Source organism: Limnohabitans sp. INBF003 (genome assembly GCF_055396645.1).
In genome coordinates this window covers 2,977,148-2,991,273 of sequence record NZ_AP029222.1, presented here as the reverse complement: position 1 = coordinate 2,991,273, position 14,126 = coordinate 2,977,148, and the positions used below count along the sequence as shown (strand labels likewise).

At 56.5% G+C, this 14,126-nt stretch carries 16 protein-coding genes and 1 tRNA gene; 8 read left to right on the top strand and 9 right to left on the bottom strand.

Annotated elements, in window-relative coordinates; genetic code table 11:
- The first annotated feature begins 28 nt into the window (after positions 1–28).
- From atpD to ACZ5VE_RS13915, 5 genes are all read left to right on the top strand, one after another.
- On the top strand, positions 29–1,432 hold the full coding sequence (gene atpD / locus ACZ5VE_RS13935) for a F0F1 ATP synthase subunit beta (RefSeq protein ID WP_464455728.1): 1,404 nt from the start codon (positions 29–31) through the stop codon (positions 1,430–1,432).
- Between the two features lie 70 nt (positions 1,433–1,502).
- Positions 1,503–1,916 carry a F0F1 ATP synthase subunit epsilon gene (locus ACZ5VE_RS13930; protein WP_464455727.1) on the top strand — a complete coding sequence of 138 codons (414 nt, stop codon included), beginning with the start codon at positions 1,503–1,505 and terminating at the stop codon, positions 1,914–1,916.
- Positions 1,917–2,035: 119 nt separating this feature from the next.
- Positions 2,036–2,485: a YybH family protein gene (locus tag ACZ5VE_RS13925; protein WP_464455726.1), complete on the top strand. Its 450-nt coding sequence runs from the start codon at positions 2,036–2,038 to the stop codon at positions 2,483–2,485.
- A gap of 5 nt (positions 2,486–2,490) precedes the next feature.
- The gene (locus ACZ5VE_RS13920) at positions 2,491–3,504 is read left to right on the top strand and encodes a YheT family hydrolase (RefSeq protein ID WP_464455725.1); all 1,014 of its coding nucleotides are present in this window, start codon (positions 2,491–2,493) and stop codon (positions 3,502–3,504) included.
- On the top strand, positions 3,497–4,057 hold the full coding sequence (locus ACZ5VE_RS13915) for a DUF2946 family protein (protein WP_464455724.1): 561 nt from the start codon (positions 3,497–3,499) through the stop codon (positions 4,055–4,057). Before ACZ5VE_RS13920 ends, ACZ5VE_RS13915 begins: the two co-directional genes overlap by 8 nt.
- Positions 4,058–4,101: 44 nt before the next feature.
- Here the strand turns inward: ACZ5VE_RS13915 and ACZ5VE_RS13910 are convergent, their stop codons facing one another.
- Positions 4,102–4,626, bottom strand: a complete 525-nt coding sequence (locus ACZ5VE_RS13910; RefSeq protein ID WP_464455723.1) for a c-type cytochrome — start codon at positions 4,624–4,626, stop codon at positions 4,102–4,104.
- A 135-nt stretch (positions 4,627–4,761) separates the two neighbouring features.
- Here ACZ5VE_RS13910 and ACZ5VE_RS13905 point away from each other — a divergent pair.
- Positions 4,762–4,837 (top strand) — tRNA-Arg (locus tag ACZ5VE_RS13905).
- 52 nt (positions 4,838–4,889) lie between these two features.
- Here the strand turns inward: ACZ5VE_RS13905 and ACZ5VE_RS13900 are convergent.
- Positions 4,890–5,411 carry a C40 family peptidase gene (locus ACZ5VE_RS13900; protein WP_464455722.1) on the bottom strand — a complete coding sequence of 174 codons (522 nt, stop codon included), beginning with the start codon at positions 5,409–5,411 and terminating at the stop codon, positions 4,890–4,892.
- 181 nt (positions 5,412–5,592) lie between these two features.
- Positions 5,593–6,297, bottom strand: a complete 705-nt coding sequence (pyrE, locus tag ACZ5VE_RS13895) for an orotate phosphoribosyltransferase (protein WP_464455721.1) — start codon at positions 6,295–6,297, stop codon at positions 5,593–5,595.
- Here pyrE and ACZ5VE_RS13890 point away from each other — a divergent pair.
- Entirely contained in the window at positions 6,296–7,099 is an 804-nt protein-coding gene (locus ACZ5VE_RS13890) for an exodeoxyribonuclease III (RefSeq protein WP_464455720.1), read from the top strand. The genes pyrE and ACZ5VE_RS13890 overlap by 2 nt on opposite strands.
- Before the next feature lie 4 nt (positions 7,100–7,103).
- On the opposite strand, the gene ACZ5VE_RS13885 is transcribed toward ACZ5VE_RS13890, so the two are convergent.
- Together ACZ5VE_RS13885 and ACZ5VE_RS13880 are read right to left on the bottom strand one after the other, a co-directional pair.
- The gene (locus tag ACZ5VE_RS13885) at positions 7,104–8,150 is read right to left on the bottom strand and encodes an oxidoreductase (RefSeq protein ID WP_464455719.1); all 1,047 of its coding nucleotides are present in this window, start codon (positions 8,148–8,150) and stop codon (positions 7,104–7,106) included.
- 55 nt (positions 8,151–8,205) lie between these two features.
- Positions 8,206–8,958, bottom strand: a complete 753-nt coding sequence (locus tag ACZ5VE_RS13880) for a class I SAM-dependent methyltransferase (RefSeq protein ID WP_464455718.1) — start codon at positions 8,956–8,958, stop codon at positions 8,206–8,208.
- A gap of 514 nt (positions 8,959–9,472) precedes the next feature.
- Here ACZ5VE_RS13880 and ACZ5VE_RS13875 point away from each other — a divergent pair.
- Positions 9,473–10,090 (top strand): outer membrane beta-barrel protein, encoded by a 618-nt coding sequence (locus ACZ5VE_RS13875; protein ID WP_464455717.1) that lies wholly within the window; start codon positions 9,473–9,475, stop codon positions 10,088–10,090.
- Positions 10,091–10,168: 78 nt separating this feature from the next.
- Here the strand turns inward: ACZ5VE_RS13875 and ACZ5VE_RS13870 are convergent, their stop codons facing one another.
- The 4 genes from ACZ5VE_RS13870 to istA all read right to left on the bottom strand — a co-directional run bounded on the left by ACZ5VE_RS13870 (position 10,169) and on the right by istA (position 14,083).
- A complete protein-coding gene (locus ACZ5VE_RS13870; protein WP_464455716.1) occupies positions 10,169–10,852 on the bottom strand; it encodes a response regulator in 684 nt (227 codons plus the stop codon).
- Complete coding sequence (locus tag ACZ5VE_RS13865; protein WP_464455715.1) at positions 10,849–11,592, bottom strand: ATP-binding protein; 744 nt, start codon at positions 11,590–11,592, stop codon at positions 10,849–10,851. The genes ACZ5VE_RS13870 and ACZ5VE_RS13865 overlap by 4 nt, the downstream gene beginning before the upstream one ends.
- 203 nt (positions 11,593–11,795) lie before the next feature.
- On the bottom strand, positions 11,796–12,548 hold the full coding sequence (gene istB, locus ACZ5VE_RS13860; protein ID WP_464455714.1) for an IS21-like element helper ATPase IstB: 753 nt from the start codon (positions 12,546–12,548) through the stop codon (positions 11,796–11,798).
- On the bottom strand, positions 12,545–14,083 hold the full coding sequence (gene istA / locus ACZ5VE_RS13855; RefSeq protein ID WP_464455713.1) for an IS21 family transposase: 1,539 nt from the start codon (positions 14,081–14,083) through the stop codon (positions 12,545–12,547). Before istA ends, istB begins: the two co-directional genes overlap by 4 nt.
- Positions 14,084–14,126: the final 43 nt, after the last annotated feature.

Genomic DNA, 14,126 nt, shown 5'->3' with positions numbered 1-14,126 from the left:
AGCAAATTCAAATTATTTGGAGCGAAAAATGCAAGCCCAAGGAAAAATTGTTCAGTGTATTGGCGCTGTGGTCGACGTGGAATTTCCACGCAACCAGATGCCCAAGGTTTATGACGCACTCAAAATGGAAGGCTCCGCGCTGACCCTGGAAGTGCAGCAGCAACTCGGCGACGGCATCGTGCGCACCATTGCGCTCGGTTCTTCCGACGGTCTGCGCCGTGGCCTGATGGTGTTCAACACCGGCAAGGCGATCACCGTGCCCGTGGGCAAAGCCACACTGGGCCGCATCATGGACGTGTTGGGTGCGCCCATCGACGAACGTGGTCCTGTCAGCCAGGAACTCACCGCTTCCATTCACCGCAAAGCCCCTGCTTACGACGAACTGAGCCCTTCGCAAGAACTGCTGGAAACCGGCATCAAAGTGATTGACTTGGTGTGCCCCTTCGCCAAAGGCGGTAAGGTCGGCTTGTTCGGTGGTGCCGGTGTGGGCAAGACCGTGAACATGATGGAACTCATCAACAACATCGCCAAGGCGCACAGCGGCTTGTCCGTGTTCGCGGGTGTGGGTGAGCGTACCCGTGAAGGCAACGACTTTTACCACGAGATGGCCGATTCCGGCGTTGTGAACCTCGAGAACCTGCCTGAGTCCAAAGTGGCCATGGTGTACGGTCAGATGAACGAGCCACCAGGCAACCGTCTGCGCGTCGCCCTGACCGGTCTGACGATTGCCGAATCCTTCCGTGACGAAGGCAAAGACGTGTTGTTCTTCGTGGACAACATCTACCGCTACACACTGGCCGGTACCGAAGTGTCCGCCTTGTTGGGCCGTATGCCTTCTGCTGTGGGTTACCAGCCTACGCTGGCCGAAGAAATGGGCCGTTTGCAAGAACGTATCACGTCGACGAAAGTCGGTTCGATCACTTCCATCCAGGCCGTTTACGTGCCAGCCGATGACTTGACCGACCCCTCGCCAGCGACCACCTTCGCTCACTTGGACTCGACCGTTGTGTTGTCCCGTGACATCGCTTCGCTGGGTATCTACCCCGCTGTGGATCCTCTGGACTCCACCAGCCGTCAGCTGGATCCATTGGTGGTCGGTCAAGACCACTACGAAACAGCCCGCGCTGTGCAAGGCACCTTGCAGCGTTACCGCGAACTGCGCGACATCATCGCCATCATGGGCATGGACGACTTGGCACCTGAAGACAAGTTGGCCGTGGCCCGTGCCCGCAAGATCCAGCGTTTCCTGTCGCAGCCTTTCCACGTCGCTGAAGTGTTCACCGGTTCGCCCGGCAAATACGTCACATTGGCTGAAACCATCCGTGGTTTCAAGATGATTGTGGCTGGCGAGTGCGATCACCTGCCAGAGCAAGCTTTCTACATGGTCGGCACCATCGACGAAGCTTTCGAAAAGGCCAAAAAGGCAGCGTAAAGCAGAGCCTCGGGGCGGCTGATCCAGTCTCCCCGTAGTCCGCTTCAACGCACCTTTTTAAGGAGTAAACATGAACACCATCCACGTTGATGTGGTCAGTGCAGAAGAGTCCATCTACTCGGGCGAAGCTCGGTTTGTGGCTTTGCCTGGCGAGTCTGGCGAACTGGGCATTTACCCACGCCACACCCCGCTGATCACCCGCATCAAAGCCGGTTCGGTTCGCATCGAGACGGCTGACGGCGGCGAGGAATTTGTTTTCGTTGCGGGTGGCATTCTGGAAGTGCAGCCCGACTGCGTGACCGTGCTGTCTGACACCGCGATCCGCGGCAAAGACCTCGACGAAGAGAAAGCCAATGCGGCCAAAGCAGCCGCTGAAGAAGCGCTGCGCAATGCCAAAAGCGAAATCGACTTGGCCCGTGCCCAGTCCGAGTTGGCTGTCTTGGCGGCTCAGTTGTCGGCTTTGCGCAAATACCGCAAAAAATAAGAAGCTGTTCAAAAACGGCGCTTGCACTTGTGCAGGCATCTTCAAAAACCCGGCGCAGCGATGTGGCCGGGTTTTTTGTTGCCCGGCGCACCATGGGCGCGTGTAGACTTGTCCGAATCATGAAACGAGCCAAATTGCAAGCCGCCATCGTGGGTGGAACACCCGACGACATCGAACAAAGCTTTTATGAGGCGCTGCACAACGCCGACATCGAGCAGCTCATGGCGTGTTGGGCAGAAGAAGATGACATCGTTTGCGTGCACCCGGGCGGTCCGCGCATCATCGGGCCTGGCGCCATTCGATCTGCGTTTGAAGGCATGTTCGCCAATGGCAGCGTGCAGGCCCATCCGGAAAGAATCCACAAAGTGGTGTCGCTGGCATGCGCCGTGCATCACTTGGTGGAGCGTGTGGAAGTGATCACGCCGCAAGGGGCCAAACAGGCCTTTGTGATTGCCACCAATGTTTACCAGAAAATGCCGCAAGGCTGGCGCATGGTGGCCCACCATGCCAGTCCGGGCACTCCGAATGACTCGGTGGATGTGGGCGTCAAACCCACAGTGTTGCACTGACGTTGATGCATTACCGCGCACCCGCATGGCTGCCCGGTGGGCATGCCCAGACCATTTGGCCCGCGCTGTATGCGCGCAGGCGCTGGGGCGCGGTATTGCCCAGGCAGCGCGAGCGCTGGGTGACACCGGACGCTGACTTCATCGATGTCGATCGACAAAGCGCCAGCCGCCAAGACCGCCCCATGATGGTGCTGTTTCATGGCCTGGAAGGCTCATCCGACAGCCATTACGCACAGGCCTTCGCCGACTGGGCTGCCGCGCATGACCTCAACTTTGCGCTGCCGCACTTTCGCGGCTGCAGTGGCGAGCTCAACCATGGACCGCGCGCATACCATTCAGGGGATCACCAGGAAATCGATTGGGTGTTGCGCCGTTTGCGCCAGCAGCACCAATCGCAGGGTGGGCAAACACTGATCGCCGCAGGCGTGTCCTTGGGCGGCAATGCCTTGATGCGTTGGGCCGCCGAGCATGGCACAGCCGCCTTGCAAACGGCAGATGCCATCGCTTCGATTTGTTCGCCGCTTGATTTGGTGCAAAGCGGTCACGCCATAGGCCGTGGCTTGAACCGTCAGATTTATACCCGCATGTTTTTACGAAGCATGAAGCCAAAGGCGTTGGCCAAGTTGGCCCAGCACCCCGGCTTGTTTGACCGGCAGCAGCTCATGGTTGCGCGAGACCTGTACGAGTTTGACAATGTGTTCACGGCGCCTTTGCATGGGTTCAAAAACACGGACGATTACTGGTCCAAAGCATCTGCCAAACCGGTGATGCACAACATTGGCCTGCCCGCTTTGGCTTTGAATGCGCGCAACGATCCCTTTGTACCTGCGAGCAGCCTGCCGCAAAAGACCGATGTGTCGCGCTCGGTCACGCTCTGGCAGCCCGAGCATGGGGGGCATGTCGGATTTGCCGAGGGCAGTTGGCCAAGCCACGTCCGTGGCTTGCCCGATGCCGTAGGGGGCTGGCTACTGAGGGCTTCAGGGCAACAGATTCAGGAAGGCGCGGTGCGTCATGGATGACATCGTTCGACAAGCCATGGTCAAGTGGCCGAATGTGCCTGATTGTTTTGGTTGGCTGGGTCTGGACAGTCGCGGGCAATGGCACATGCGCGACGATCGTGTGCAGCTTTTGGGCGCGTTTCAAAGTGGTCAAGCAGGCGCCAAAGGCTCGGTGCTGCGGCACGAAAAGCTGATCGACTTCATTCATCGTAACTACGATGCCGACGCGCAAGGCCGGTGGTTTTTCCAGAATGGACCGCAACGGGTCTACATCGAGCTGGAAGTTGCGCCCTACATTTGGCGGCTGAACGAAAGCTTCGAGCCGACTGCGCACACAGGTCAACAAGCCATGCAGGTGCGCGCATGCCTGGTTGACGAAACCGGGCGTGTTTACCTGGACACCACAGCGGGGTTTGGCCTGGTTCACACCCTGGATGTGGGGCTGGTTGCCGAAGCCATTGAAAGAGGTTTTTGGACGCCTGAGGATTGCTTGTCCGAGGCCTTGCCAGAGCGCTTTGGATTTGTCATCAGCCCACAGCAAAGCGGTGATGGCAAAGGTCTGGAACAGACATAAAAAAACCGACCCCAAGGATCGGTTTTTTCAAAGCACGGAGTGCTTTATTTCTTTTCGCCTTCAGCAGCAGGTGCCTTGGGTTCATCGAACTTGCCACCTGCATTGTTGGCCATGTAGACCACAGCGCGCGCAATTTCCGTGTCGTTGAAATCGCCACCGCCTTGTGCGCCCATGGCGTTTTTACCTTTGAGCGCTGAGTTGACCAAAGTCTCCAGACCTTGCTTGATGCGAGGCCCCCAAGCGCCAGCATCGGCAAACTTGGGTGAGCCAGCAGCGCCAATGGCGTGGCAGGCTGCGCACTGCGCTTTGTAAACTTCTTCACCGGCTTTCAGCGGACGGTTGGCATCCCGAACTTCGACAGTGCCAACTTTCTGAATGCGTTGGGCAACCGACCGCTCGGAGTCGCTTGCGCCAGGTGCTGTCTTGTTGGCCGAAGTGACATAGAACACCAAGCCGATGATGATGAACACCGGAATGATGAAAGAAGCCAGACTCAGCAAAAGCATTTGCTTTGGCGTTTTCACCGGGCCGGTGTGTGCTTCGTGTTGATCGTGGCTGTTGTCGCTCATGAGATCCTCTTGTTGGGCTTGGCCTTTGGGCCTGGGTGTTGACCGTAATCAACCGAGGATTATAGCGGCCCACCCTTCACCGGACTTGCAGCATCCAGCGAGAAAGACAAGCCGTGAGATAATCCGTTCAGCAGTGCGGCTGTAGCTCAGTGGATAGAGTATTGGCCTCCGAAGCCAAGGGTCGTGGGTTCGATCCCCGCCAGCCGCACCAAAGTCAAGTTCGCCACCCTTCGCGGTGGCGTTTTTGTTGCCGGCTGCTCAGTTCAGCGTTTGGTGGTTTCGCTGGGAGAGGCTTCCTGAACCCGTCGTGCACCTGTGAAGCGCTTGGTCCAATAGGCTTCCCGCAGGTCGTCTACACGCACGGATTTACCGGAGCTGGGCGAATGGATGAACTTACCATCGCCGATGTAGATGCCTACGTGGCTGAATGTGCGGCGCATGGTGTTGAAAAAGACCAGATCACCAGGGTGCAGTTCGCTGCGGTCAATTTTGTCTGTCACAGCAGCTTGTTCTTCGGCGCGTCTTGGCAGCAAGCGACCAATCGATGTTTCATACATGTGGCGCACGAAGCCGCTGCAGTCAAAGCCGGTTTCAACCGTGCTTCCCCCCCGTTTGTAGGGCACACCCAGCAAGGTCATGGCTTGGCCCAGCATCTGGTTGGTTTTTTCACCCACGCTGGTCTTCATTTGATCGCCCAACTGCATCAGGTTGACCAATTCCGACCCGCGCTTGAGCCCGCCCGCCTGATCGTCTTCAGGCGCTGCATGAACCAAGGTGGTGGCCATCAGCAAACAGGTTGCAATGGAAAGAAGCTTAAATTTCACAATATAAAAACAGTTGCTTAACCCACCATAATACCTGCTCAACCCCATCAGGCCAATAACCTTTTAGGTCTTGTTACACCTTGCTTTTGGGGATGCTTGCAGGCCTTAGGGCGCAGTGGGTCAACCAACTTGTGGGGCAGATTCAAACGCCATAACGGTCGCGGTAGGCTTGCACTTTGGGCAGGTGCTCGCCCAGTTCGTTGCCGCTTTGGGCGGACAAATAAGCCAACAGGTCAGACAGCTGGGCAATGGTGCAGACCTGCATGCCCAGCGTGTTGCGCACATATTGAACCGCGCTGTGTGGCACGTCCTGCACCGAGCCGTCGGCCTGCTTTTCGGTGGCCATTTCCTGGCGGTCCAGGGCAATGGCAATGGCGTGGGGTGTCGCGCCAGCGGCCTGGATCAGCGCGATCGACTCGCGGGCAGCAGTGCCCGCGCTCATCACATCGTCCACGATCAGCACGCGGCCCTGGAGGGGGGCACCCACCAGACTGCCGCCTTCGCCGTGGTCTTTGGCTTCCTTGCGGTTGTAGGCAAAAGGCACGTTCTTGCCCAGGCGGGCCAACTCGACCGCGACCGCCGCACCCAGCGGGATGCCCTTGTAGGCAGGGCCAAAGATCATGTCGAATTCGATGCCGCTGGCCAACAGGGCTTTTGCATAGAATTGCGCCAGTCGGCTGAGCTTGGCGCCATCGTCAAACAGCCCGGCATTGAAGAAATAAGGGCTCATGCGCCCGGCTTTGGTTTTGAATTCACCAAAGCGCAGCACGCCCGAGTCGACCGCAAATTGCACAAATTCCTGAGCGAGCGCCTGCATTTCGGCGCCGCTTGCCTGTTCTGTCACCATGGGGAAATCCTTGTTCAAACTCACCAGCCTTAACTTGAACGGCATTCGTTCTGCTTCGACCAAAGGGGTCGAGGCTTGGTTGGCGCAAGCCATGCCCGATTGTATTTGTGTGCAAGAAGTCAAAGCGCAGGCCGCTGATGTGGCGGGCAAGTTTGAGGAAATGGCGGGTCTGAAGGGCCATTTCCAGTTTGCAGAGAAAAAAGGCTACTCGGGCGTGGGTGTGTATACCCGGCATGAGCCCAGCGACGTGGTGGTGGGTTTTGATGGCGGCGAGTTCGATGCCGAGGGGCGCTATGTGGAGCTGCGTTTTGACACCCCTGCGCGCAAGCTGTCCATCATCAGCAGCTATTTCCCCAGCGGCTCGTCGGGCCCCGAACGGCAAGAAGCCAAGTTCCGGTTCCTCGACAAGATGTATCCGCACCTCATGGCCCTCAAAGCCGAGCGGGAGTTCGTGGTTTGCAGCGATGTGAACATCGCGCACCAGCAAGCCGACCTGAAAAACTGGCGCAGCAACCAGAAGAACAGCGGCTTTTTGCCTGAAGAGCGGGCTTGGATGACGCAGCTCACCACCGAAGGCGGTGTGGTCGATGTGTATCGCCGACTCAAGCCCGACACCACAGACGCTTGCTACACCTGGTGGAGCAACCGGGGGCAGGCTTACGCGAAGAACGTGGGCTGGCGGCTGGACTACCATTTGGCCACCCCTGCGTTGGCAGACAAAGCGCGAACCGAGTCGATTTACAAGGACGAAAAGTTCTCGGACCATGCGCCGATCACGGTTGAATACGACATGGACTTTTGAGCGCTCAGGCGGTCATCGGTAAAACGCGGCCTTCTTGCGCGCTTTGCACGCCCAATTCAAGCAGTGTCATCACTTGCAAAGCTTGTTGCGCCGTCACAGGGTTGGGCGCGCCATGCAGCACGGCATCGCGCAAGTGGGCGTAATACTGCGGGTAATCACCTTGCACGCAAGGCTGCAGGCGTTCGCTCAGCGTTTGCTGCGCATCTGACAAAGTCAGTTGCAGTGGGTTCGGGTCAACACCCCAATTCGGTTGGGGTGGGCGCAGCCCGGCCTTCAGCGCGTCTTCTTGCGTGTCCAGCCCCCATTTGGTGAGCGAACCGGTGGTGCCGTGCACAACAAAGCGCGGCGCGACGTGCGCAGTCAGCGCACTGGCATGCAGCAACACACGCATGGGGCCGTAACGCAAGACGGCGTGAAACCAATCATCGGTCTGAGCGCCATCACGCTGACTGGCTTGGTCCAGCCACAGGCTTTGCGGCGTGCCAAACAATTGCAATGCCTGGTCCAGCAAGTGGGGGCCCAGGTCATACCAGAGCCCGCCTCCGGGCTTGGCCGACTCGCGCCAACGCTGGCGCACAACAGGGCGAAAACGGTCAAAGTGCGATTCAAAATGTGTGATTCGCCCCAGCAAACCGTTTTGCAATACGGACTGCAAGCTCAGAAAGTCCGCATCCCAGCGGCGGTTGTGAAACACCGATAACACACGCTGGTGCTGGCTTGCCAGTGTGATCAGGTCTTGTGCCTCGCTCACGCTCAGGGTGAAGGGTTTGTCCACGACCACATGCTTGCCCGCTGCCAGCGACCGTGCGGCCAGTGGGGCATGCGTGTCGTTGGGCGTGGCGATCACCACCAGGTCGATTTCAGGGCGCGCGATCAGGGCCTCCGGGGTTTCGCAAATCTGCACATCGGGCCAATGGGCCCTGACATCGGCAGGCCGGCTGCTGGAGATGGCTGCGAGCTTGAGGCCCGGCACAGAGGCGATCAGCGGCGCATGGAAAGTGGCAGATGCGTAACCGAAGCCCAGAAGGCCCACGTTGAGGCTGGGTGTCATGGTGGCTGTGTTTCGTGAATCAATGGGTTCATCAGCTTAAACGAAGCCGAGTGTCTTAGCCCCTGGTGTAGGTGAGCATGCGTCCTTTGTAGGCCAAGACATTCTCGTGCGCAGGTTGGTCGAGCACCTGCTCATGCATGGCAAAGCCCACGCGCGCCATGTGTTTGTGAAATGCGGACCGGTTGCCCCTGTTCGGGTCCACCACCCAGATCTCCGAAGCGAGTGCGGCATGTTCGTTGATGAAGCTGGCCAGCGTGCCTTCGTCGTCGCGCTCGTACAGGATGTCGCTGCCCACAATCAAATCAAAGAGTCCCTTCACGCCGTCGTCATGTGCCGAAGTCAACACAGGTAAACCGTCTTCGCGCAAGGCTGCAGTGCCCCACAAGCCATGGCGGTAAGCCATTGGAGGCAAACCGTTCAATCGGGTGTTTTCATCGAGAAAGGCGTGGGTCAACGGATGGCAGTCGCTGGCTGTGATATTGGCCCCGCGCCGATGCGCCACCAGGCTGGACAAACCCAGGCCGCAGCCAATCTCCAGAATGCGCTCGCCCGTCACGGGCCGCTTGGCCATGCGTTCGGCCATGCGCTGACCCGACGGCCACAGCAGGCCAAACAAAGGCCAAGTAGCCGAAGAAATGCCCAAATTCAGGGCCTCGTCCAAGGGGTCGTGGAACTGGTTTTTGTCGAGCAGTGAGCGGATGAGCAAGTCATCCACACCCAAAACGGCGATGCTTTCCTGTTTGGTCAGGTAGCCGGGGAATGAGGGGTGCAAAAAGGCAATCGTTGCAGCGCGAAAGCCGAAGTTCAAAGGCGCTGGCTGTGGTCGACTGTACCAAAGAATCTGATAACAAAGTTTAGAACTCGGTTGCCTATGAGAAGAATCAAAATCAGGTCAAAAGTCCTTTGTCAAAGTGTCGAATTGCAGTAACGAAAATTGGTCGACTCAGAATTTCTTTGTAGTCAATTTTTAGAACAGCGTTGATTTCCAAAGCTTATCGCTTGCAATAAAAGCTGGCCTGAGTCATTCAGCTTTTATGACTGTCTCAGCCTGGGAGCGGACCTCCACCTTCTAGTGAGTGTTTGGCTGCAACTGACCCGATGCCGTTATTCAGAGGAGGTGTTCGAATATCCACTTTGCGAGTGCATGAAAAGCACCTTTGCCAGCACTTGTGCATCAAAGATGGCACACATTAAGCGTACTCCCTGTGTTTCGCGAAGACTGTGTGTGAACTGTGAGCGAATTCTCATGATGGCTCCGCATTGCCAGCGCACAGTCAGTTTCACCGGAACAAATCGGACCGGATTTACCCAGGAGAACCTTGATGAACAGTACAACGCTTAAGCACTCTGTTGCACGCCTACTTTGGCCTATTGCAATAACAGCCGGACTTGTTTCGATATCTCATGCAGCCGAATCTGCGCCTGAAGCCAGCGATGCACGAGGCCCCTATGTGGGCATCGGTATAGGCGTCAGCAAGCTAGGTCCACGCGACGATGGTCATGATGGAACACATGGTGCTCCCCCTACTGCAGCGAAATTGTACGGAGGCTATCAGCTCACAGAAGCTTGGGGGGTGGAAGCTGGCTTGGTCGAACTCGGTCGTGTCCACAAGGACCTCACCGTCAGCGACGGCTCCAGTGTTCGTCACAGCGGCGACGCACGCAGCATGTACATGGCTGGCACAGGCCGTATGGCTTTGGGTTCCGGCTTCTCACTGACTGGCAAACTGGGCGTGTCCTTTGGCCAAGTCAGCGGCAAAGATTCGGCAGACTCGTCATACACATTGGGTGGACATAAGGCCTCGCTCATGCTGGGCGTTGGTGCAGAGTACAAGGTCAACCGCAACATTGCGCTGACCCTCAATCTGGATGGCTATGGCAAGGTATCTGAAGAGGTAAAAGCCAGCGCCGCCACACTTGGAATGCGCTACAGCTTCTAGTTTCCTATCAGTCAGGATTGAGGGTGCTGGCCCCGCGAAGGAACAACTCGAAAGGAGGGCCCGGCGTCTTGCCGGGCACTACTGTGAGGGCGGCTCGAAACGGTAGCCCACGCCATACACGGAGGCGATGCAATCATCCTCTGACTGAATGTTTTGCATCTTGCGTCGCAGGTTCTTGATGTGGGTGTCGATAGCCCGGTCGCTCACATCACGCAAATCACCATGGACATTTTCAAGCAATTGTCCCCGAGAGAACACGCGTCCCGGTTGGCTCAAGAGTTGACGCAACATTTTGAATTCAACAGGGGTCAATGACAACCGATATCCACGCCACGCGATGCTCAAACAGGCATCATCGATGGTCCAGATTTCTGCTGCAGTTGTCATGCGCCGCTCTGCACGGCGCAGGAGTGCATGAACGCGGGCCATCACCTCACGGGGGCTGAAAGGCTTGCAAACGTAGTCGTCAGCACCGCTGTTCAAGCCGAGTAAGCGGTCCAACTCGTCGATGCGCGCGGTCACCATCAAAATTGGAATGTCAGAAAACTCCCGCACGGCGCGGCACAGACTCACACCGTCCAGGCCGGGCAAGTTCAAATCCAGTATCAGAAGGTTGGGAGGCGCATGACGAACTTCAGAGAGTGCCAGTTGGCCATCCACGAGACTGTGTGCCTCGAAGCCTTCGCTGCGCAAGTAGTCCACCAGCAGCAAGGCGATTCGCGGATCGTCCTCCACCACCAGAACACGACGGGGGCTGTTCATGGTGCACTCCCGGTCAATGCGGCTTGCAATACATCTGATGTTCGCGGAAGTTCAAGCGTCAAGGCCAAGCCGCCAAGCCCCGATGCTGAAGCTGTCAGTTGGCCTCCATGCGCTTCGGCAATGACCTGACAGATGGCCAACCCAAGCCCGCTGCCGCCTGATCGGTTGTCGCGTGCTGCATCGCCACGGTAAAGAGGCTCGAAAAGCTGAGGTAACTGACCCTCAGAAACGCCGGGGGCACTGTCTTCCACCACCAGGCGGATTCGGTGGTCATCCAATTCCAGCCGAACAAGTACCTGCCCTGGTGCATGGGTGTAATGCAAACTGTTCTCTAGCAAGTTAGCCATGAGTTGCTCCATACGGCCCGTGTCCCAGTGCACATTCAGCATGGCCAGATGGGCGGGCCATTGCACGCGCAAACTGAGCCCTGCTGCACGGGCACGAGATTCGTAGCGACCTTGTAAACGTTGCAACATGGCCACAGCATCGTCACCAGCCATGTGGCAAGGCAGTGTTTGCAGATCGGAGATGGCCAGCAGGTGCAGGTCGTCTACCAGCCTGTTCAGACGCAGCACTTCCTCATGCAAAACCTCAATGGCCTCGGGTCGCAAAGGCCGAATGCCTTCATTCAATGCCTCAACATCGCCGCGTAACACAGTCAGCGGTGTGCGCAGTTCATGCGAGATGTCGGCAAGCCAGCGACGACGTGCTGCTTCCAGCTTTTGCAAGCCTTCGGCCATGCGGTTGATGCGTATTCCACCCCCATTTGACCACCAGTTCCAATCCGACGTGATCAGTCATACCAATATGAGTTGATCAGTAAGTACACGACTCTTGCGCAACTGGCACAAGTTCAACATCGTGCCTAGCGATCATCTGGTTGCATTCTTAGTCACGATGCTGGACCACCTCGGTGAACGGTGATCCAGCACGGTGCTCAGGACTATTCTTCTTGTAATCGCTTCTTGGCTTGCAGTTTTCTCATCGATTCACCTTTGAGTTGAATTCGATGGGCCTGATGAACCACGCGATCTAGCACGGCATCTGCAATCGTTGGATCGGGAAAGAACCCATGCCATTGATCTGTTGGATACTGACTTGTAATTAGAAGTGACCCCGTTCGCATCCGGCGATCCACCACATCCAGTAGCACATGGGCAGCTTGAACTGTCATGTTTCCTATCCCAAAGTCATCAAGAATCAGAAGTTGTGGTTTATTCAATGCCGCCTTAAGTTTAGGAAGTGAGCCGTCAAGCGTGGCCAGGGCAATATCAGTGAACAAATCCGACACTCGATAAAAACCCGCTGCCAGCTTGAGTCGGCAGGCTTGAGTGGCAAAGGCAGATGCAAGCCAAGTCTTGCCCAGTCCTGTTGCCCCCAAGATGATCAGGTTTTGTTGCCGACGAACCCACTCACAGGCCGATAAGCCAGCAATGAAGGACTTGTCCAAGTTTCGTGTTGTTCTGTAGTCCAAATCTTCAAGACATGCGGCCTCAGGTAATCCGGCGCCTCGGACAAGACGCTTGAGTTTTCGATTTTCACGTTCAGCCCACTCATGTTCAATCAAGATTCCAAGACGCTCTTCGAAGCCCAATTGATGAAGATTTGGTGTTTCCATTTGATGTTGCAAAGCATCAGCCATTGACGATAGCTTCAAATCACGCATGCGAGCGAGGGTTTGGTTCAATCCGCTCATTGGGCACCTCCGTAATAGGCTGCGCCGCGTAAATTTTCATGTGCTATCGGAATAGGCATCACAGTTTGATTTGATCTGCGGTCTGCCTGTTGCTTGAGGATGGACTCCACACTTCGCAAAGCCGTGATATTCAGCGGCACTGCATAGGCGCAGACCTCTTCAAATCGCTCATCACCGTGGATGCGAGCAAGTTCCCGCATGCGTCTGGCTGTTTTCAGTCCATTGACCAAGTCGGTTCGGTTTTCCAAATGCTGTTTGATCATGGTCTGCGTATTTGGACCAGCTAAGCGTGCCCAGTTGCTCAGGGCCAAGGGTTCTCCCTCCAGCATCCGTTGATGTGCAATAGGACGGTGTTCCGGCAACGTGACCACCGTACCAGTGGTTGTGCTCAGTGCGTGAAGAGCTACGCGCTTTCCACTGTGCATGATGTCCATAACGCTGCGCGTGAAGCGCAAGTCCACACGCTTACCTCTCAAGGCATGCGGAACCGAGTAGTAAACAGCATCATGCTCAAGGTGGTAATCGTCTCCGACCCGGACACCATATCGCCAGTCGCACGGCTCAAACGGTTGACTTGGCAATGGTTTAAGTCTGTCGCGCTCAACGGCCTCGAATCGCTCCCTTCGATTGCCCGGCAATTTCTTGAATGGGTGATCGTTCATTTCAATCATGAGACGACGAATTTCATGATTGAGTTCTTCAAGACTGAAAAACACCCTGTGCCGTAAACCGAAGAGTATCCAGCGCTGCGCGATTTGAACCCCGACCTCCGCTTTAGCCTTATCTTGGGGGCGGCGCACGCGAGTAGGAACTATTACCGTGTCGTAATGGGCTAAACATTCTCGGTATGCCGGATTGATGACAATTCGATCCCGTTCGCGCCGCAAGACTGCAGCTTTGAGGTTATCGCTGACCACCCAATTCGGAGCACCGCCAATGGCGGCAAAGCAATCGATATGGCATTGCACCCAGTCAGCGGTTTGCTGAGAGGCAACAGCCTGAGCGTAGGTAAGGTTGGAGTATCCGAGAACCGCCACAAAGATCTGAGCATAGAAAGATGGCCCACCTTTGGGATCTCGAATCTCGACTGTGCGCCCAGCAAAATCAACGAACAATTTGTCGCCTGGCGCATGAGTCTGACGCATGACGATATGTCTTGATTTGATCCAATCTTTGTAGCTGCCAGTGAAGGCGCTGTAGCCAATGCCTTCGGGTTGGGTTTCTCGCCATTCACGCCAGATTCTCTCTAGCGTGGCATCAGCCATTTGCATCTGCTCATGCACCCAACTCCAATCGGGAGACAGTTTGCGCTGCGCCACCGATCGGTCATGAGTTTTTAGGGTCGTGCGCCACTGTTCGTCCGTATAAAGCTGCAACTCTGTCCAGGGTATGTCAGAGACAGATAGTTGTTTTCGAAATACCCGAACAGTATTGGGGGACAGTCCCAGCATTCGGGCAATTGACCGATGGGACTGACGTGACTCATAAAAATGCAAACGGGCGATTTCCCGCTGCAAATAGATTGGAAGCCTCATAGGCATGCTCCTGGATAAATTCGGCACTCGGTCAAGCGCCGAT